Origin of the sequence: Clostridium cavendishii DSM 21758, assembly GCF_900141845.1 — a bacterium.
GTDB classification, from domain to species: domain Bacteria; phylum Bacillota; class Clostridia; order Clostridiales; family Clostridiaceae; genus Clostridium_AG; species Clostridium_AG cavendishii.
The window spans coordinates 168,551-188,409 of sequence record NZ_FQZB01000008.1; the positions used below are offsets into that span (position 1 = coordinate 168,551).

19 protein-coding genes are annotated in these 19,859 nt (G+C 25.7%); 16 read left to right on the plus strand and 3 right to left on the minus strand.

Annotation, left to right across the window (positions count from 1 at the left end; translation table 11 throughout):
- The first annotated feature begins 16 nt into the window (after nucleotides 1-16).
- Complete coding sequence (locus BUB01_RS09385; protein WP_072986452.1) at nucleotides 17-718, plus strand: DUF1361 domain-containing protein; 702 nt, start codon at nucleotides 17-19, stop codon at nucleotides 716-718.
- A gap of 159 nt (nucleotides 719-877) precedes the next feature.
- Here BUB01_RS09385 and BUB01_RS09390 read toward each other — a convergent pair whose 3' ends face one another.
- Entirely contained in the window at nucleotides 878-1,141 is a 264-nt protein-coding gene (locus tag BUB01_RS09390; protein ID WP_072986453.1) for a hypothetical protein, read from the minus strand.
- A gap of 248 nt (nucleotides 1,142-1,389) precedes the next feature.
- Here BUB01_RS09390 and BUB01_RS09395 point away from each other — a divergent pair, with 248 nt between their 5' ends.
- The 6 genes from BUB01_RS09395 (at nucleotide 1,390) to BUB01_RS09420 (ending at nucleotide 7,671) form a co-directional block, all read left to right on the plus strand.
- A complete protein-coding gene (locus BUB01_RS09395) occupies nucleotides 1,390-2,097 on the plus strand; it encodes an accessory gene regulator B family protein (protein ID WP_072986454.1) in 708 nt (235 codons plus the stop codon).
- Nucleotides 2,098-2,199: 102 nt separating this feature from the next.
- Entirely contained in the window at nucleotides 2,200-2,931 is a 732-nt protein-coding gene (locus BUB01_RS09400) for a LytR/AlgR family response regulator transcription factor (protein WP_072986455.1), read from the plus strand.
- Nucleotides 2,928-4,178, plus strand: a complete 1,251-nt coding sequence (locus BUB01_RS09405; RefSeq protein ID WP_072986456.1) for a sensor histidine kinase — start codon at nucleotides 2,928-2,930, stop codon at nucleotides 4,176-4,178. Before BUB01_RS09400 ends, BUB01_RS09405 begins: the two co-directional genes overlap by 4 nt.
- 271 nt (nucleotides 4,179-4,449) lie before the next feature.
- Nucleotides 4,450-5,391, plus strand: a complete 942-nt coding sequence (locus BUB01_RS09410) for an ABC transporter ATP-binding protein (protein WP_072986457.1) — start codon at nucleotides 4,450-4,452, stop codon at nucleotides 5,389-5,391.
- Nucleotides 5,392-5,403: 12 nt separating this feature from the next.
- Nucleotides 5,404-6,525: an ABC transporter permease gene (locus BUB01_RS09415; protein ID WP_072986458.1), complete on the plus strand. Its 1,122-nt coding sequence runs from the start codon at nucleotides 5,404-5,406 to the stop codon at nucleotides 6,523-6,525.
- A 3-nt stretch (nucleotides 6,526-6,528) separates the two neighbouring features.
- Nucleotides 6,529-7,671: an ABC transporter permease gene (locus BUB01_RS09420; RefSeq protein WP_072986459.1), complete on the plus strand. Its 1,143-nt coding sequence runs from the start codon at nucleotides 6,529-6,531 to the stop codon at nucleotides 7,669-7,671.
- Nucleotides 7,672-7,736: 65 nt separating this feature from the next.
- Here the strand turns inward: BUB01_RS09420 and BUB01_RS09425 are convergent, their stop codons facing one another.
- Together BUB01_RS09425 and BUB01_RS09430 are read right to left on the minus strand one after the other, a co-directional pair.
- Nucleotides 7,737-8,261 carry a DUF1700 domain-containing protein gene (locus tag BUB01_RS09425; RefSeq protein WP_072986460.1) on the minus strand — a complete coding sequence of 175 codons (525 nt, stop codon included), beginning with the start codon at nucleotides 8,259-8,261 and terminating at the stop codon, nucleotides 7,737-7,739.
- Nucleotides 8,254-8,604 (minus strand): PadR family transcriptional regulator, encoded by a 351-nt coding sequence (locus tag BUB01_RS09430; RefSeq protein ID WP_242958389.1) that lies wholly within the window; start codon nucleotides 8,602-8,604, stop codon nucleotides 8,254-8,256. The genes BUB01_RS09425 and BUB01_RS09430 overlap by 8 nt, the downstream gene beginning before the upstream one ends.
- Nucleotides 8,605-8,744: 140 nt before the next feature.
- On the opposite strand from BUB01_RS09430, the gene BUB01_RS09435 reads away from it, so the two are divergent.
- The 9 genes from BUB01_RS09435 to BUB01_RS09465 all read left to right on the plus strand — a co-directional run bounded on the left by BUB01_RS09435 (nucleotide 8,745) and on the right by BUB01_RS09465 (nucleotide 19,786).
- Nucleotides 8,745-10,292: a M1 family metallopeptidase gene (locus tag BUB01_RS09435; protein WP_072986461.1), complete on the plus strand. Its 1,548-nt coding sequence runs from the start codon at nucleotides 8,745-8,747 to the stop codon at nucleotides 10,290-10,292.
- A gap of 364 nt (nucleotides 10,293-10,656) precedes the next feature.
- Complete coding sequence (locus tag BUB01_RS09440) at nucleotides 10,657-11,070, plus strand: cytochrome b5 domain-containing protein (RefSeq protein ID WP_072986462.1); 414 nt, start codon at nucleotides 10,657-10,659, stop codon at nucleotides 11,068-11,070.
- 45 nt (nucleotides 11,071-11,115) lie between these two features.
- The gene (locus BUB01_RS09445; protein ID WP_072986463.1) at nucleotides 11,116-11,649 is read left to right on the plus strand and encodes a hypothetical protein; all 534 of its coding nucleotides are present in this window, start codon (nucleotides 11,116-11,118) and stop codon (nucleotides 11,647-11,649) included.
- Nucleotides 11,650-12,369: 720 nt separating this feature from the next.
- Nucleotides 12,370-12,972 carry an accessory gene regulator B family protein gene (locus tag BUB01_RS09450; RefSeq protein WP_072986464.1) on the plus strand — a complete coding sequence of 201 codons (603 nt, stop codon included), beginning with the start codon at nucleotides 12,370-12,372 and terminating at the stop codon, nucleotides 12,970-12,972.
- Nucleotides 12,944-13,108, plus strand: coding sequence for a hypothetical protein (locus BUB01_RS23155; RefSeq protein ID WP_159433223.1), 165 nt, complete (start codon nucleotides 12,944-12,946; stop codon nucleotides 13,106-13,108). Before BUB01_RS09450 ends, BUB01_RS23155 begins: the two co-directional genes overlap by 29 nt.
- A gap of 72 nt (nucleotides 13,109-13,180) precedes the next feature.
- On the plus strand, nucleotides 13,181-14,479 hold the full coding sequence (locus BUB01_RS09455) for a sensor histidine kinase (RefSeq protein WP_072986465.1): 1,299 nt from the start codon (nucleotides 13,181-13,183) through the stop codon (nucleotides 14,477-14,479).
- Nucleotides 14,480-14,487: 8 nt separating this feature from the next.
- A complete protein-coding gene (locus tag BUB01_RS09460; protein WP_072986466.1) occupies nucleotides 14,488-15,210 on the plus strand; it encodes a LytR/AlgR family response regulator transcription factor in 723 nt (240 codons plus the stop codon).
- A gap of 107 nt (nucleotides 15,211-15,317) precedes the next feature.
- Complete coding sequence (locus tag BUB01_RS23160; RefSeq protein ID WP_159433224.1) at nucleotides 15,318-15,479, plus strand: hypothetical protein; 162 nt, start codon at nucleotides 15,318-15,320, stop codon at nucleotides 15,477-15,479.
- A gap of 299 nt (nucleotides 15,480-15,778) precedes the next feature.
- The gene (locus BUB01_RS09465) at nucleotides 15,779-19,786 is read left to right on the plus strand and encodes a DUF11 domain-containing protein (protein ID WP_072986467.1); all 4,008 of its coding nucleotides are present in this window, start codon (nucleotides 15,779-15,781) and stop codon (nucleotides 19,784-19,786) included.
- The last annotated feature ends 73 nt before the right edge of the window (nucleotides 19,787-19,859 follow it).

Consider the following 19,859-nt stretch of genomic DNA (forward strand, 5'->3'; position numbering starts at 1 on the left):
AAGAAAGAGAGAGTTTATGAATAAGAATATAAAAAACGGAAGAAATATTTTAGCATTGATAACTCTATTATATTTTGGAGTTCAATTATTAATTGAAGATAATAAGACAGTTTATTTAATATGGAATGTTATATTAGCTTGGATACCTCTTTTATTTGCAATAGGATTTTTAAAGAGAAACTCTAGCAAGAAAAGAGTAGTAAGGATTTTTTCTTACATAGAAGGCTTTTTATGGATGATATTTTATCCAAATTCAATATATGTTATTACAGATTATATACATTTAAGCTTAGCAAAGTTTTATAGTTTTGATCCAAGTTCCTCTAGTTATGACTTTGAAAAAGTAATTTATAATTATGATTTTAAAGATTGGAATCAATTTCTAACTATATCTATGGCTACATTTTTAAGTACAGCTTTAGGCTTTATTTCATTAATGCTTATCTATAGATGGATAAAAGATAAAATTGGTAAAAAGGTGTCTATAATTTTTGCTATAGTGGTTAATATACTAGCTGGATATGCTATTTACCTAGGAAGGTTTATAAGGTTTAACTCTTGGGATATAGTTACAAATCCTTTTGGGTTAATAAAGTTTGTTATATCAAATTTAAATTTAAGGGCATTTCAGTTTACCATATTTTTTGCAGCATTAAGTATATTCATATGTTTAATGTTTTATTTAGCTCATTATATGATAAGGGATGAAGACAATTAGATAAGACTGGCTTAATTTTTTGTAAATTTGTTAGCTATTTTATGTTTTGGATTTGTTAAAGAACTATTTTGAAAATTGATTATTATAATATGAAAAGACTAAAAGAAACTTTAAAAGTTCTTTTAGTCTTTTTCACGGGGATATTTTGAGAAAAAGTAATTATTTTTTATGTAGAGAATACTTATATATATTTATAGTATTATCTACAGTCTCAATAAAGAAGAGTTCAGAAGTAATTTGAAGTGTGTTTTTGAAAAGAAATTTAATGTTTGAGATTATATCTTCAAGATACGCTTTGGGATAGGTTTCCACAAAAATTAAACTATCTAGAGTTAGGGATAATCTATTTATAATTTTTGAGTAATCTTTTGGATATAACATTAAATAATACTTCTCTTCAATTTTAATTTTATCAACACACATAGATGAACTCCCCTAAATAAGATAATTGACTTAAACAAGACAAGTATAACTCTATAAATATAATTTGAGTTACAAAATGTATAAAAGCTACAATTTAATGTATGAAATTAACGTTATTCAATGTTTTATATATAACTATACATAATAAAGCAATTTCATACACGAAATAAACACTTTCATACAAAAGTTTACATTTTGTGGATAAAATATAGTATGGTATATGTAAGTAGATAAAAGGGGAGAAAATTTTGATACTTAAAATTGTAAGAAAGATAACAGATTTTATAGCCAAAGCAAATAATATAACAGATGAATATAAAATTGATAGAATTAGGTATGGGATAGAAGTCATAGTTAAAGAAGGAATAAAATTTACCTCTTTATTGTTAATTTCAATCTTATTTCACAAAGTTCCAGAGTTTATTATTATAACAGCTTTAATAGTTGGAATAAGAAGACGAATAGGTGGAGGACATTGTAAAGGTTTTGTTAGTTGTTTTGTCAAAACTAGCATATTTTATATAAGTATATTTTTAATATCATCTAATATTTCAAGGATAAACATTATTGGACAAGTTGTTATTAGCCTAATAACAATATATGTTTTATTAACTGTAAAGTATAAAACAAAATTGGTGGCAGAAGGAAATAGAAATCAAAATTTTAAAATAAAATTAAAGGTAATATTAATATATATACTTGTTCTAGCTATTACAGTACAGAGTAATAATGATTCCTATATTAATACTACATTATTAACTTCGCTTTATATAATTTATGAATATATTAAAAAAGAAGGAGTGGTTATTAAAATGAGACTTTTAGGTTGTAAAAAAAGACTTACTAATCATTTGATGACACTGGCATTAATTGTAGGTGCTGCCTCTTTAAATGTAAAGTGTGAAATATGGTGGGAAGAAATCGAATTACCATTAGATGTAAGAGAAGATAAATAATAAAAAGGTATTTCTAAAAATATTTAGAAATACCTTTTTAATCTTAAAATAGAAATATATACTATTTTGGCTTACCATGCTATAATATTTTAGGGTGATATAATGAGAATTTTGATAATAGAAGATGAAATTATACAAAATGAAAATCTTGTAAAAATAATTAAGAAAAATTATCCTAATCTTAGTGTATTAAGTGGATATAGTTGTAAAGACACTAGGAAAATAATAAAAGAAAATGAAATTGATTTGTTTTTTGTAGATGTAAATTTACCTGATGGGTCAGGTGTTGATTTAGTAAAAGAGATAAGGAAAATACATGGATACGAACTAAAAGGAGTAGTATTTATAACAAGTCAAATGTTTCAAATAGTAGATGCGTTTAAGAGCACTCATTGTTATGATTTTTTAATAAAGCCTTATGATGTAAATGATATAAAAAAGATTATAAATACTTTTTATAAGAGTGATGGTATACAAGCTTCTAAAGATAATAAAGCTTATACTATAATTCCTATAGACAATAATTTAAGCTTTAAAGTTTATCATGATGATATTATATTTGTAGAATATTATTGTAGACAATGTGTAATACACACTACCAAGGGTGAAATAATATGTAAAAGATTATCTTTAGGTAAGATATTAAATGAAATAAAATCAGATACAATTCTTCAGTCTCATAAATCATACATAGTAAATACAAAATATATAAATAAAATAGAAAAAAATTATACAAGAAGTTGGGATATTACTTTTTCAGGAATAGAAAAGGTAGCGCAAGCTTCTGCAAATTATATTGAGAATGTCTTTAATGCCTGGGAGAAAAAAGCGTGAATATAAATTCTTATATTGAAATATTTGCTATGGTGATGATTTATAGTATTATATCTAAAAAAGTAAATGTAAGAAGTTGTATTATAAACTTGATAATAGCAATAATTTGCTCTATAAAAAGTGAGTATATTAGTTTTGTAGATTCTAATATAATTAATTTAGTAACATCAATAATTATTATAATACTTATATTTAAGCTTATATATAAAGCTAATATTAATGAGACAATAATTAGACTTCTTATTTGTGTTGTAATTATGCTGGTAGCAGAAGCGGGTGTAGGGATAATAGCAGGGGTTTTTAAAATTGATACTTCAGGTTATGGATTAACTTTGATTTTAATTTTATCTCTTACAATTATTGGCATAATTACAGAATTATTTATTAAAGATTTTATAGTAGAATTAGAGTATAAAATTTTAGATAATATAAAAATATATTCACTGCCTATTTTTAATTTTTTATTATTATTATTTATTTTTCAATATATAAGTAAAAAAATAAATTTTGAGAATATAGAAATGACATGTTTATTTTTTGCAGCTTTATCAATAATAGTTATAAATATTATTGCAACAAGTTATATAACAAAAGAAATTAGGTTAAAAAAGGCTTTAGAAATCGAAAATCAGTACAATCCTATTTTAGAGCAGTATTTTGAAAGCTTAAAAGCTACAGAACATGAGTACAAAAATCATTTAAACATTATATATACAATGCTTGAGGTTTCAGCTGATGATGAAATTAGAGATTTGGTAAAAGGATATATAAAGAATACAAAAAATCATGATCATTTGGCTAAGTTAATGTATTTAGATAATCATGTTTTAAAATCTTTAATCTATAGTAAAACTTGCGAAGCTGATGTTAAAGGTATTAAGTTTGAGTATAGTATAAATACAAATATCAAAAACTTAAAGCTTGATAATACAGAGCTTGTTATTTTGCTTAGTAATTTACTTAATAATGCTATTGAAGCAGCAGAGGTTAGTGAAAGAAAGCGAGTTAATTTATCAATTGAAGAAATAATGTTAAGTGGTAAAGAAAAATATAGAATAACAGTTAAAAACACAGTTAAAGATATAAAGATTTTAAATGTATCGGAAATATTTGCAAAAGGGTATTCAACAAAGGGAAAAAATAGGGGGTTTGGGTTATATAATGTACAAAAGCTTATTAAAAGATTGAATGGTGATATCACTATTGAAATAGATGAAGATGTTATTATTATTGAAATAATTATGTAAAGAAATTTAACTAATAGGTATAAATTTATATTAATTAATGGAAGAATATTATAAATTATGAAAGGCAAAAATATAAATATAAACAGATTTAAAAGATAAGTAAAAATAGGTTATATTGTAAAAAGTAACTTAAATTAAACTGATATATGACTAAAGTAATATAAAACATATTACCTTCTCCACTAAATAGTGGAGAAGGTTTTTTATATAATAAAATCATGGAAGATGAAATTAACACCAAAGCTTGGTGAAAATCAGGAGGATATAGATTATGAAAGTTGTAAATATTGAAGGTTTAGTAAAAAGGTTTGGAGATAATATAGCGGTTGATAATTTAGATTTAGTTGTTGAGGAAGGAGAGATATTTGGTTTATTAGGACCTAATGGTGCAGGAAAAAGTACAACAATAAATATGTTAACAGGGGTTTTGAAACCTAATCATGGGAAAATAACAATCCTAGGTAAAGAATCAGCAGGTTTTTCTAAGGAAGTAAAGAGGCAAATGGGTATAGTACCACAAAGCATAGCTGTTTATATGGATCTTACAGCAGAGGAAAATGTAAAATTATTTGCAAGTCTTTATGGCTTAAAGGGGGAAGAACTTAAGAAGGCTGTAGAATATGCTTTAGATTTTACAGGACTTTTAGAGCATAGAAAGGGTAAAGCTAAAACATTTTCAGGTGGTATGCAAAGAAGATTAAATATAGCTTGTGCAATAGCACATAAACCAAAGCTTGTAATAATGGATGAACCTACAGTAGGTATAGATCCACAATCAAGAAATCATATATTAGAAGCGGTTAAGAGACTTAATAAAGAGGGCTGTACAGTAATATATACAACTCATTATATGGAAGAAGTTGAGGAAATATGTTCAAAGATAGCTATAGTAGATCATGGTAAGGTAATAGCAGAAGGAACTAAAGAAGAGCTTATATCCTTAGTTACAGATATTCAAAGCTTAAATATAAAAGTTGACAATTTAAATAAAGAAATATTATATGATATAAATAATATAACTGGTGTAGTTTCAGTAGATTATGAGGATGAAGAAAGCCTTTTAACTATAAACTCTAAGATGGAAATAAATAATTTGAATAAGATAATAAATTATTTTGCAGATAACAAATTAAAGATTAAGGATATAGGTTTTAAGAGCATAAACTTAGAAACAGTTTTCCTTAACTTAACAGGTAGGAAATTAAGAGATTAGGAGTGAGGTAAAATGAAGTTTTTAAGGTATGTTTTTTATGATATATTAGCCAATTTTAGATCTAGGGCTGGTATAGTTTCAATGATAGTAATGCCAATAGCAATAATGACCATTTTAGGTGTAGCACTTAAAAATATGTTTGTAAATACCACAAGTTTTGATACAACAAAAGTTATATATGTAGATAATTCTAAAGGAAAAACAAGTGAAATATTTAAGATATTTAAAGATGAAAGTAAAAATTATAAGGTAGAAATTACAAAAGTAGATACTTTAGAGGAAGGTAAAGATCAAGTAAAAAGAGAAAATGATAAGGTTCTTTTAGAGCTTACAGAGGATAAAATTTCGGTTTATGAAAATAATTTAAAGTCTATGAGTGTTGATTATGTTATTTCTTGTATAAAAGGAATAAGCCAAAGATATGATATATATTCTAATATAGCAAAGGTTTCACCACAGGGAATAAGTAAAATAGATAATGATTTTTCAAAGGATTATAGTAAGATAAATGAAGTATCTATAGGAAGAGATTTAACTTCTTTTGATTATTATGGAATAGTTGAAATAACTATGATGGCATTATATGGTTCAATGTTTACTCTATTTGCATTTCAAGGATATAGAAGACATTCTATAGAAGATAGATTAACTCAAACAGGAAACTCTAAGATATTTTATGTTGCGGGAACAGTAGTAGCAAAATTTATATTGACATTAATAACATTAGTGCCAGGTATCATATATTCAAGATTTGTATTAAAAGTATATTGGGGAAATGATTTCTTCTCAATCTTTGTAATATTATTAACTATTATATTTTTTGCAGTTACAATAGGAGCTCTTTTTGCAACACTATTTGATGATGAGAAGGTTGCGTCTATGATACTAAATTCTGTAGTAATACCTGTAATATGCTTCTTCGGTGGAAGTTATATGTATATACCAGATGACGTAAAAGGTATTTTAGGAAGTGTAGTAAAAATAAGTCCTTTAAGATGGACAAATAAAAGTATATTAAATATAGTTTATTCTTCAGATTACAGCAATATGGGAACTGCATTATCAATAAATATGGGATTTGGAATAATGTTTTTAGTAGCAACATTTATGATATTAAAGAGAAGGGAGGCTTAAATCATGTATGTTTTATGGAATTTAGTGAAAAAGAATTTTAAGCTTCTATTTTTAAAAAAGACTAGCATAATAGCATTTATAGTACCAGTAGTTTTTACTTTGGTTTGTATGCAAATCGGAAGTATGTATAGTTCAGGTTTAAAAATAGGACTAATAGATAAGGACAATACTTTAACATCAAGAGCTTTAATAAATTCAGTAAAGGACTTACAAGGAGATAAAATTAAATTTGTAGATGCGGATAAAGATACAGATTTAAAGGCAAAAATATTACAAAAAGATTTAGATTTAGCTATAACAGTAGATGAAGGTTTTGAAAATAGCGTAAAAAAGGGAGCGGCAAAAGAGTATGAAATAACAGCGATAAAAGGAAGCAATGTTCAAAACTTCACAAAGGATTTAGTTAATTTTCAAATAAAAAATCTTAATGATTTAGGAAAAGCTTCTCTAGGGAATGATGTTAAATTTAATGAAATGGTTAAGTCTTATAGTACACAGGAAGATATAGTAGATCTTAAAAGTATAAAGGATGTTGGTTCACATTATTCAGCAACTAAAAGTACAGTTGGAGTATTAATCTTTTTCTTATTAATTAGAGCATTAGCTACATCAAGTTTAGTTAAGAAAGAAAGAGAGGATAATACTTACACAAGAACATTTATGGCACCAGTTTCTTCAGTGCAATATTTAGGTGCAAATATAATAGCAAATGCAGTTATATTAGTAATTCAAATATTAGTTGTTCAGATAGCTATGCAGTATATATTAAAGCTTGATACAGGAGTAAGCTTTGGTCTTATGTTTTTACTATTATTCTTAATAAGCTTAGTAGCAGTAGGTATAGGGACATTATGTATAGCCTTATTTAAGGATGAACAATCAATTTCAATATTTATGAATTTAATTATAATGGGTACTTGTATGATATCAGGTTGCTTTGTACCTGAAGAAATGCTCCCAAATAAGGTGAAAATGGTTGCCTTATTTACCCCTCAAAAATGGGTTATGGATGGTATATCAAAGCTTCAATTAGGTATGACAATTAATGATATAGCTTTAAATATAATAATATTAATAGCTTTTGCAGTAGCATTGTTTATGATAGCAGCCTTTAAGATGAAGATATCAGAAAAAGAATATAACTAAAAGTAGAAATCCCTCAAGGCTTAAAGTCTTGAGGGTTATTTTATATAAGAAATCAAATAAAATTTTCAATTAAACATAGTACGACGCTTATAGCTAGCTGATATGCGTTTAAAATATGCTTTTAGAAGTTTAAAGTTTAAATATGCTATGAGAAAAAATATAATGGCAAGTGGAATAGCATATAAAAGACTTAAACTTTGAGGCAATGGTTCATTATACCAAAGCATAGTTATCCATGTAGCACCAAGTGTACGTAGTATGCCACCTATAATTAGAGCAATTGAACCAATTCCAAAACCAAAGGCTAGAGCGCCACAAAAAGGTACGATGAAAAGGCTTGAAAATCCTGTAAATATAAAGAAGGGGATACATTTTAAAAATTTATTTTGTTTAATATAATAATCACCCATATAAGCTTTTGCAAGCATTTTAGGATTACCTAATCTATATAGTATATCTGCTTCATTTTCACCTGCGGCTAAAGCATCATTGATATTTTGTTCAATTTCTCTTAGAACATCTTCTTTTTCTTCTTTTGGGAGTGAACTTAAATTTTTAGTAAGCTCTTTTATATAACTGTTTTTATCCAATTAAATCAACCTCCTTTAGATTTAACAATTCATCAATGGAATTATTGAAATTTCCCCAAGTTACAGACATAGAATCCAATAGTTCTTTCCCTGAGTCGGTAATTTTATAATATTTGCGAGGCGGACCACTTTCTGATTCTTGCCAGTAAGATTCAATATGTTGTTCCTTTTGTAAACGGCGAAGAAGTGGATATAATGTTCCTTCGGTTATGGCAAGGGAATCCCATTTGCTAAGGTTCAAAACAAGTTCATAGCCATAGGTAGGTTTTTTACTTATTAAAATTAATATGCAAAATTCCATAATTCCACGGCGAAGTTGTGAAATCCATTCTATATTTTTCAATTTTTTCCACCTCCTTAATACTAGTATATCACATAGTACTTTGTTCTACAAGGTACTGTGTGGTATATTTTTGATAAAATATAAAAAATAGAATAAAAATATGGTAAAATTAGACTTGAGATTAATTTATGAGGTGAAGTATGAGTAAAAAGAAAAAAAGAATACTAGTTATACTTTGTAGTGTATTAGCAGTAATTCTGGTTTCTATTGCTGGGTATTATGGATATAAAGCAATGGATAAATCAAAAGCAGAAGCTAAAAAGAAAGAACTATTAAGTATTCTAAAGGGAAATGAGAATAAGCAAATAGAGCTTAAGGATGGGAGAAGCTTTTATAAGTTAGATGTGGCATTAGATGAGAATAGAAATATAATATATGGCTATGAAAAGGTAAAATTTAAAAATAATTATAAGGATGAATTAAAGGAAGTTGTATTCCATCTTTATCCAGATTCTTATAGTAAGAAAGACACTATGCCTACTATAGGGCCTATTCCAAGAATGTTATTAACTGAAGAAAATTATGGTAAGATAGATATAGATAGGGTTAGTTTAAATGGAGAAGACTTAAGTTTTGTAGATAAAAATCAAGTTTTAAAGGTACCTTTAAAGAGCACATTAAAGCCAGAGGAAACAATAGAGTTAGATATTAAATTTTCTTTGAAAGTGCCAAAGGGAACAGATAGACTTGGATTTAAAAACGAACAATATTCTATAACTAACTGGTATCCAATACTTTCAATTTATGATGAAAAAACAAAAACTTTCGATGAAACACCTTTTTATCCTGTAGGTGAATCTAATTATGCCAATTGTTCAGATTATGAAGTAAATATAATTGTTCCTAAGGACATGGTTGTTGCAAGCAGTGGAAATGTTGAAATTAAAAATAAGGATAGAAATCATGATATAGCATCTTGTAAGGGAACTAATATAAGAGATTTTGATTTTTTTATGAGCAAAGATTATAAATGTTTAACTAAAACTCAAAACGGAATAACTATTAAGAGTTATTACTTAAAGTATAAAGAAACTGGAGAAAGAATGCTAAATCTTGCTTCAGAATCTATAGAATTTTTTAATAAAACTTTTGGTAAATATCCTTATAATACTTATAGTGTGGTTGAAACATATTTAAGTGGAGGAGCTATGGAATATCCCAATATAACTCAAATGGGACATTATAAGAAGCTACCCAGTGAATATAGTAATGATAGTAGGGATTTTTTAGATGAAGCAGTAGTTCATGAAACGGCTCATCAATGGTGGTATTCAACTGTTGGAAATAACGAATTTAAGGATCCAATTTTAGATGAATCTTTTACATCTTATTCAACTGCATTGTTTTTTGAAAAGAAGCTTGGTGAAGATGATGAATATTCAGTTAAAAATTACGTAAAGACAAGTAAAAAACCTAATGATGTTATATACAGGCAATCAGATAAATATGACTGGATGACACTTGAACTTTATGTATATAAATTAGGACCAGCTGTTATAGAAGATTTAAGAAAGAAAGTAGGAGAAGAAAAGTTCCTAGAGATATATAAGACTTATTATGAAAAATATAAGTTTAAAAATGCTACTTTAGATGGATTTCTAGAAGTAGTAAAGGAGAAATCAGGTCAAGAAGTTAGTGATTATATAAAAGATGAATTTACAAAACCAGGATATATAAATAATAATTAAAAATTTGGATAAATTTCAAAAATAAAGACATCCTAAAGTTAAGGGATGTCTTTATTTTACTCTAACAGCAACGATAACAATTATTTGTTAATAATTATTTAACAAAATAGACTTAAATCTGCCATAAAATACATTTATTATTTATAGAATAGTAAATATTTAATTGAAACGTGTAGCTATTAAAATTAATGGAATTAGATTTGATTTTTTTAAAGGAAACTTCTTTTCATGTTCATTCAAAGGAGTATTCTTTTTGAGTAAGTTCATATTAACCAAATTCAAAATTTGGATGTTCATTTAACTTAGAATACCCAAATTGAAATTCAGATTCTAACTTAAAAATATAATGATTGGAGAGATAAAAATGAAAAAAAGCTTAATAATAGGAATTATATTAGCAGTTGCTATAACAGCTATGGGATGTTCTACTAAAAAAAATGAAGGAAAAAATACTGATAATCAGACACAAAGTCAAACTCAAAATCAAGGGCAAAGTCAAACTCAAAATAAAACAGAAGATAATAAACAAAATAAAACAGATACAACTCAAAAAACATTTACATTAGAAGAACTTAAAAAATATGATGGACAAAATGGTAATAAAGCTTATGTTGCAGTTGATGGAAAAGTCTATGATGTAACAAATGCAGAGGAATGGAGAAATGGAAAACATAAAGGTGGTGTAACTGCTGGTAAAGATTTAAGCAACGAGATAAATAATTCGCCACATGGAAAAGATGTATTAAAGGATCTACCAGTTGTTGGAGTTTTAAAGTAAATAAGATTAAGTAATATTTTAATTTTTAATTAGGAGTAGGGGTATATGAAGGAGAAAAAAAAGTATTTAATAAATAATGCTAAGGAAAGACTTTATGTTAATATTGGTATAGGAATTTTAATTTTAGCATTTATAATAGTTATTCTATTAATCTTAGGGAGTATAGATTTAAGTTTTATAGCACCAAGAACATTAAGAAATTTTAAGAAGTTAGCTGGCAATATTGCATTAATAGGTTTTACTATTTCATTTGCATTATTTGTAGTTAGAAGAGTTATGAAACTTAGTTTTTTAAAGGATTTTAAAAAATATATAATGGTTTTAGCAAAATACGTAAGACAATTTCATGCACCAATAGCTTTAGTAGCTGGAGCTTTTATATCATTGCATGCTTATTTTATGTTACAACATGGTTTTATTATGAATACAACCTATATTACAGGATTATCAGCTTTAATATTAATAGGAATTCAATTAATAGCAGGCTTTTTTAGATATAAAAGAATAGGAGTAAAGTTTCATTTAATATTAGGAATAATCACTATGGTACTCATGGTTATTCATTGGTTAGTAGCATAGTTAATTATTATATATTAAAAAAGTCCTAGGATTCTAGGGCTTTTTATTATGATTAATTATTTAAGAAGATTGTCTATATGATATTATTGCGCCTATAGTAGCGCTGAGAAATATACCAAGTAATATAAAAAACATACCTATGTAATTTAGAGAACCTGTCTTAAAGAAAAAATCATAAGCTAATAAGAAGCATAAACATATAAAAATTATTATAAATAGAATAGCTATAAATTTTTTAATTTTAAAAACCTCCTTTATACTAATTTAGTATAACCAAAACTAAAAAAGCTATTCTTATTAATTGATTATAAGTATAGGGGTAGTAGCTTCCCAGTATAGCTTACTTTTAAAATAAAAAATAAGAACAGTGACTAAAAAGCCACTGTTATTATATAAACAGTAACCTAAGACTAAAGTCTTAGTACTACTGGTAGCGAGAAGGTTGTCCTACAGAAATAACAAAACTTCATACTTTATAATATTTAAAAAGCTTAATATATGACACTAAAAATTAGAGATTTTAAGAATAAATTTGTCAGTTTAAAATAATAAAAATTTAACAGTGAACATTTTTGTAAAAAAATGTAACAAAATATCGTTTGTTATAAAAAACGACATTTTTAGTACATAAATATAGAAAAAATTATCAAAATGTGATAAAAATAAGTATATAGAGAAAATATGAAAAACTTTTGAAAAATTTATAAATGGAGGGTTACGGTGGAATCAATAACTAGTAACTTAGCAGTTAAAATTTGTACTATTAAAAATGGAGATGATTTAACTTATAAAAAGATTAAATATGGACTAGATGTTATATTCATAAATATTTCTAAATTTTTGATAGTATTTTTAAGTGCATTAATCCTTGGAATATTTAAAGAGGTTCTTATATTAAGTGTAGGTATGATAGTTATTAGACGTTATGCATTTGGTGTACATGCTAAAAGTAGCTTTGTGTGCACAATCTTAACTTTTGCTATGACTATAGGAGGAGTTTATATAGTTAAACAAATTAATTGTACAAACTATGTGTTAATAGGAGTATTTTTATTAACATCATTAATATTATCTATTTATGCGCCAGCAGATACTGAAAAAAGGCCTATAATAGGAGAGAAAAAAAGAAATAAATTAAAGCTTAAAGCTTTGGGGTCAAGTTTGGTATTATTTATAATTTGTATGTTTTTAAAAGATAAACAAATAGCTATGTTTATTATGGTGGGAACATTAGAGGCAGCTTTAATGACAACACCATTAATATATAAAATTTTAAAAGTGAGGTATAAGAATTATGAACAATATGAAAGAAAACTTAATTAATTCATTAGGAGAAAAAGTATTAGATACAGTTGGAAGCATGGCAATTAAGCTTACAGAAAAAGGTGCTGAAAAGTGTTATATGTGGGGAGGATATGAAACAGAATTTCCAATGGAATTAATTGAAGAAGAAAAATAGATTTAATAAATATATAAAATATTTATAAATATGACTAAATATGCTATTGTATTAATTAGGGGGGATATACCTATGATAAATTCAATAGCATTTTTATTTATAAGTATTTTAATATTAATAACAAGTATTTATTTAATAGGCATTATAAAACTAAGTATTAAAAATTTTGTATTAAACGTAATTATATGTACATTATTACTTGCTACATTTGCTGGGAAAACATATTTAATGTTACCTATATTTTTTATAATTATTAATATACTTTTATATATTGAGAATAAAAAGATTATAGTAAACCTAATTTCATCCATATTTGCAGTAATAATAAGTATATTTATAGATACTGTTCAGGTTTTTATAGTTAGAGATGTTCTTTGTATAAATTATCAAAACAACAATACTGTATACGTTATTATGCATATCACATTATTAATTGCCTCAAGCATTATAAGCTATGGTATAGGAAAAGTTATAAAAGGATTTAAATTTAATTTTAAAGATAAAAGATCAAATGGTAAAGAAAGCTTTATAGCTTTAGCTAATGTCATATTAACAGCAGCTATTTTCTACATAATAACAATGTTAATAAGATATTATGATATGAGCGTTAATATTATGAGAATAATAACTACAATAATAACTGTATACTTAATGTTAATGTTAGCTACAAGCTATTTGTTTATGAATTTTAATAGAAAAGAACAGGAATATGAAGCAAGAATAAGAGAGTTTGAACATCTAACTGAATATACTACGAATTTAGAAACCTTAAATACTGAGATGAGAAGCTTTAGGCACGATTATATAAACATTTTAACTTCGATGAGCGAGTACATAAAAGATGATAATATGAAAGAACTTAGAAAATATTTTAATGAAAAAATAGTTCCACTTGGAGAAAGTTTAAACAAAAAGAATTTAAGATTTGGTCTTTTAGGTAATATTAAAATACCAGAGCTTAAGGGACTAATTACATCCAAGGTTATTATGGCACAAGAAAGATACATAGAGGTATTTATAGATATAAATGAAGAAGTACATAAAATAAACATGGACATAATAGATCTTTGCAGGGTTGTTGGAATAATAATGGACAATGCTATAGATTCAGCAGAGAAGTCTAAAAATAAACTAATAAAGATTGCTTTAATAAATAAAAAAAATTCTGTTATATTTATAGTTGAGAATTCTTATGATGGTGAAGTTATTAAGCTTCATGAAATCTTTAAAAAGGGTTATTCAACTAAGGGAGAAAACAGAGGTCTTGGATTATATAATTTAAAAAATATATTAAGTTCTTATGAGAATGTGTACTTAGACACTGTTATAAATGAAGATGAGTTTATTCAAAATATAGAGATTAAAAATTGAGGTGAAGTATGTTAAGGGTATATTTGTGTGAGGATAACGAAAAACAAAGAGATGTATTTAGAATATTTATAAAAGAGACTATAGCTGCAGAAAAATTAGATATGGAGCTATATTTAGTCACAGAAAATCCATATATATTGCTTAATAGTGTAAAAGAAGACCCTAAGATTTCTTTATATTTTATTGATGTAGATTTAGGTGAAGACAAAAATGGAATAAAATTTGCAGAGCAAATAAGAGAATACGATCCTAATGGGTTTATAGTATTTATAACAACTCATGCTGAAATGTGCTATTTAACTTTTAAATATAAGGTAGAAGCTATGGATTATATAATAAAAGATAATTATTCAAGTATAAATCAAAATATTAAAAAATGCATTTTAGCTGCTAATAAAAAATATTTAAATAAGGCAAAAGAAGAAAATAAAAAGTTTGTTATAAAAAGTGATGATAGAGTAATAAAGATTGACTATAAGGATATATTATTTTTTGAGACTACAGAAATAAAACATAAGGTAAGGTTATACTCAGTTAATAGACAGGTTGAGTTTTATTCTCAGATGAAGGAAATAGAAGAAAAACTTGATGATAGATTTATAAGATGCCATAGAGCTTTTATAATAAATAAGGATAAAGTAAAAGAAGTAGACAAGAGTAATAGATTAATACATATGGAGGATGGACAAACTTGTTTTTTAGCAACTAGGGCATTTAAATATTTTAAATAAAGCGTTTAGTACTAAAAAACGAGCGTTTATTACAAAATGCGTTATTATTTTTAGATTTTTTGTTATTATTATGACATCGAAATCATATTAGGAGGAAATCTAAATTTATGAAAGATGCATCTATATTAATGAGTATAACTACATCATTTATGGCTGTATTAGCTTTGTTAACTCCAATAGATATATATGTAAAAATATTTGTTTTTATAAGTTTCTCGATACTTAGTCTAGTATTTTATAAATTGTCACGAGAAAAAAGGAAACCTTAAAAAACTATGCTTAAATTTAAAAGCATAGTTTTTTTTGTGAAGAAATTTATTTAAGAAAATTAACAAAGTAATAAATTAAATAGAGAGAAAATAAAATTTAACATAGGAAGAATATTATCAGAATCTTTCATGATTATTATTACACTTATTACAATTATGTATACTATTAGATATAAATTTTCTTAAAACCTAATATTTTTAGTTATTTAATTAATAAAGCTAGTATTTGAAACATAAAATTAATTAAATGATATGTAAAGAACGCATAATTTAATTAATTTAGGGTAAGGGGGTCTAGTATGAGTGCCTTAGAACAAATATCCTTTACTGGAAAAACAGAGTGCAATTTTGTAAGTATAGGTGGGGTAATTGATTATTATTTTGAAATAAAAAATAATACAGACAAGACTATTAAAAATGTTAACTTTCAGCCTATATTTGGTGAGGAGCTTAGTTTTGTTTCAGGCTCATTACTTATAAATGGCGATAATCAAGAAAATTTAGTATGCAATGATGTCATAGCACTTAATAATATAGAAGCATCTGAAAAAATTACAATAAATATTTCAATAAGACTTATTAAAAATGTCTATAATAGCAGTATCAATATGTTAGGAAGAATTAAATTTAGTAATGAAGATTCAAAAATAACTTCTATAGATGCAAAATGCAATGTAGTTAAGGTAGAGACAGTAGACTTTTTTGGAGAAGCTGGAGAAAATTTTATAGTTACAACATCTAATACTAATATAAAACTTAATGATACTATAACTTATAAATTAACACTAAAAAATAGAGGTAATATAGGAGCTTTGGATGCTAAGTTAATTATCCCTATACCATATAATACTGTATTTGAAAAAAATAGCTTGTTTATAAATGGAGAAAAAGCTAAGAATAACCTAGTAAGGTCAGGTATACATTTTGAGAGTATAGTACCAAATGAAAATATAAATATAACTTATAAAGTTAAAGCTATAAGTATACCTAGGTTTTCAAAAATAGAAAATCAAGCCGTTTTATATTATAAGTACAAGGATAGAGAAGGTGTAAAAGCTAAGGAGCAAACTATTTTAAGTAAAAAAGTAGTGACTAATATATATTCTCCGATTATAAATGCTTTAGATGGAAGCTTTGTAAAAACTGTAGAAAATAGTAGTTTGAAATTAGGGGATACAGTAACAATTCGCGTTTATATAAAAAACATGGGAAATTTAAAAGCTTCTAAAGTTTATATTAGCGAGAATCTACCGCAAGATTTAGAGTTTGTAAAAGGTACATTTAGTATAAATGGTGATTTACAATTAGGTTTAACCGATGTAAGAGAGATTAGGCTTCCTGATATAGAGGAAAATGGTGAGATTAAAATATCTTATAAAGCTAAGGTTATAAGTCTTCCAAAGGATATTTCATTTTGTAATTCATCTACATTATCCTATGAGTTTGGATTTGTTAATTCTGATGAGAATGAAAGAGTTTTTTTAAGAAGTAATGATATTAACTTAAATATAATAAGTGCTGTTATACAATCAAATTCTGAAGGAATAGTTAAAACAGTAGATAAGGCTATAGCAACTATTAATGACATATTAACTTATAATATAAAGCTTAAAAACGTTGGAAATACTAAAGCGTATAATATTTTTTTCAGAGATGAACTGCCTCCAGGAACAAATTTTGTAAAAGATAGTTTCAGGATAAATGGTATTATAAAGGATAGAGAAAATCCTAAGGATGGAGTTTTTTTAGGTTTATTAGATAATTCAAATGAAGTAGAAGTAAGTTATCAAGTGAAGGTTCTATCATTAGAGGAACCTATAAAAACGTCTAAGTGTTATTTAAAATATTCATATAAATTAGATGAGTATATAGAAGAAGTAAAAAATGTTAGTAGTTTTAGAAATGATAAAACTAAAATATCAGCAGCTTTAATAAGTCCACTATTAGAATCGTCTTTTGAAAAGTTTGTTGATAAGGAGTCTGCAAAAATTAATGATATTTTATGCTATAGAGTTACTATAACTAATAGAGGTAACGCTAAGGCTTTTGATGTGTTTTTAAAAGAAAACTATATTGATGGAGTACAACTTGTTAAATATAGTGTTCTTATAAATGGTGAAAGATATGGTGATATAAATTTAGAAGATAGAATCTATATAGGGGATCTTGAAGTAAATGAAAGTGTGGTATTTTCATATAAGGTAAAGATTACAGATTTTCCAAGTTCAAATCCTATAAGAAGTTTATCTAAAATTAGCTATAGCTATTTTGTAGATCATAATAGGGCTAAAATCACAAAAACTGAAATTTCAAAGGAAGCAATAACTAGAGTCAATACAGCTGTTTTAGAAGTGGCAAGTAAAGTATCTCAAAGTATAGTATCACTTTCTGATATTATAAATTGCAGATTTGTTATTTTAAATAGTGGAAATATAGATGCCTATAATATAGCATTAAGAGTAAATATACCAGAGGAGCTTTTACTTATAAATGATAAATTTAATGTTAGTACAGAAGACTATTATATTTCAGGGAATATAATAAATATAAATAAATTAGAACCAAATAAGAAATTAGATATAAGTTTTAAGCTTAAACCTATAAAAATTTCTGATAAAGAACTTAAGGTTTCATTAGATAATTCTTATGAATATAAAGTATCAGAAAAGTTAGAACCTCAAAGAGAAGAAAAAAACTTTATTATGGATGGAGTTAGTATAAAAGTACCTTTAATAGAGGGAGAGTGCTTTATAGATAAGGAGTATTTAGAGGTTTCAGAAAAAAAATTAGTAAGTTTTAGTATAAGGAATACTGGAAATTTAGATTTAAATGAAGCAAAGTTATATTTAAATTTACCTAAAAATGTTAGTATATTAAAAAATACTGCAACTTTAAATGGTAAAAATATAAAAGTTACATTTAATAATATTATAGAGCTTTCAAGTATAAAGGCGGGGGAAGAGAACTTTCTAAGCTTTTATATAATAGCTACATCATTAGAAAATAGTAATGTGGTAAATTTGACATCTAAAATAATAGGTTCTTACTTTTTACAAAATAATAGTATATCTATAGAAAAAGAATATGAACTAAATGAACTTAGTTTAAAGCTTATTCTAAGTTATTTAGACATAAGTTTTAAGCCTGAAGATACTACAATTTTAGTTTCAGAGAAATCTTATATGAGTATTATTATTAAAAATAAAGGAAATACAGAAGCTTTTAATGTAAAGTTAAATGAATATATAGGGGATGATATATCTGTAATAAGGGAGTCTCTAATATTAGATGGAGATAAGATTAAAAGTAATGCTTTAGAGGATGTAATAGATTTTGGTAATATTAAACCTCATAGAGCTAAAGTATTAAGATATGCATTTGTTAAAAACAAAGTAGGAAGTTATGAGAATTTTAGCTTTAAAGTAAAAGCTATAGCTGATTTTTTAATAGATGATATCCTTGTTACTAAAAGCTTTTTAAAAGAAAGCGATAGTATAAATGTTGAAGAAGTGAAGATAGAACCTATGATGAGCGCGGATAAGGAATATATATTAAAGAATGATGTAATAACTTATTCGGTTAATATTTTAAATGAAGGGACACTACCATTAACAATCTTCTATCAAGATAAAAATCCCCAAGGGCTAATATTTATAAATGATTCAGTAAAGATAAATGGTAATTGTATTAAAGAAGTAGAGCCAAGTATAGGGTTTAACGCTGGAATACTGAAGCCTGGTGAGTTTATGTGCATAACTACTAGATACAGCTATAAAAGAGTTTATAATAGCGTCAATATAGAAAACCAAGCTATAATAACCTATGGTTATTACAGGGATAACTTTAAATCTAATATATTAAAGAAAAAGTCTTCAAATATTGTAAGCTTAGAAGCTAAAATAAGTACATTTAAAGATTTTTCAATAGAAGAAATTATAGATGTATCAGGTATAAAACCAGCTATTAAGGAAATTTCAAATTTTTATGTAGAACCCGAAATAAGTAATTATTATATAGTAAATACAATAAAAAACACTTCATATTCTAACGAAAGTTTAACAGGCTATAAGCTAATGGTTAGGGGTGTATTAAAAGAAAAAATAGAGTATATAGCAAATAATGATTTTGAGTCAATACACCTTTTTAATACAGAGGAGAGTTTTTCCACATTCGTAATACTTCCAGAAGAATATAAAGAGGGAGAAGCCATTAATTTGGAAATTAAAGTTCAAAATATATTTTTTAGATTAACTGATGATTGTAATTTGGTAAAAAGTATAAGTATTCTAATAGAAGGCAAAATATAAAAAGTTTTAAATAACCTTCCTATATCTTAACTTCAAAGAAAAGGAAGGTTATTTTTATATCTATGAAATTTTA

What these genes read in the sequence shown, in the direction of transcription:
- BUB01_RS09445 (WP_072986463.1), top strand. Translation starts at nt 11,116, where the DNA reads ATGAAGGAGAAAAAAAAGTATTTAATAAATAATGCTAAGGAAAGACTT.
- BUB01_RS23160 (WP_159433224.1), top strand. Translation starts at nt 15,318, where the DNA reads ATGAAAGATGCATCTATATTAATGAGTATAACTACATCATTTATGGCT.
- BUB01_RS09410 (WP_072986457.1), top strand. Translation starts at nt 4,450, where the DNA reads ATGAAAGTTGTAAATATTGAAGGTTTAGTAAAAAGGTTTGGAGATAAT.
- BUB01_RS09465 (WP_072986467.1), top strand. Translation starts at nt 15,779, where the DNA reads ATGAGTGCCTTAGAACAAATATCCTTTACTGGAAAAACAGAGTGCAAT.
- BUB01_RS09390 (WP_072986453.1), bottom strand. Translation starts at nt 1,141, where the DNA reads ATGTGTGTTGATAAAATTAAAATTGAAGAGAAGTATTATTTAATGTTA.
- BUB01_RS23155 (WP_159433223.1), top strand. Translation starts at nt 12,944, where the DNA reads ATGAACAATATGAAAGAAAACTTAATTAATTCATTAGGAGAAAAAGTA.
- BUB01_RS09435 (WP_072986461.1), top strand. Translation starts at nt 8,745, where the DNA reads ATGAGTAAAAAGAAAAAAAGAATACTAGTTATACTTTGTAGTGTATTA.
- BUB01_RS09460 (WP_072986466.1), top strand. Translation starts at nt 14,488, where the DNA reads ATGTTAAGGGTATATTTGTGTGAGGATAACGAAAAACAAAGAGATGTA.
- BUB01_RS09415 (WP_072986458.1), top strand. Translation starts at nt 5,404, where the DNA reads ATGAAGTTTTTAAGGTATGTTTTTTATGATATATTAGCCAATTTTAGA.
- BUB01_RS09420 (WP_072986459.1), top strand. Translation starts at nt 6,529, where the DNA reads ATGTATGTTTTATGGAATTTAGTGAAAAAGAATTTTAAGCTTCTATTT.
- BUB01_RS09385 (WP_072986452.1), top strand. Translation starts at nt 17, where the DNA reads ATGAATAAGAATATAAAAAACGGAAGAAATATTTTAGCATTGATAACT.
- BUB01_RS09440 (WP_072986462.1), top strand. Translation starts at nt 10,657, where the DNA reads ATGAAAAAAAGCTTAATAATAGGAATTATATTAGCAGTTGCTATAACA.
- BUB01_RS09455 (WP_072986465.1), top strand. Translation starts at nt 13,181, where the DNA reads ATGATAAATTCAATAGCATTTTTATTTATAAGTATTTTAATATTAATA.
- BUB01_RS09400 (WP_072986455.1), top strand. Translation starts at nt 2,200, where the DNA reads ATGAGAATTTTGATAATAGAAGATGAAATTATACAAAATGAAAATCTT.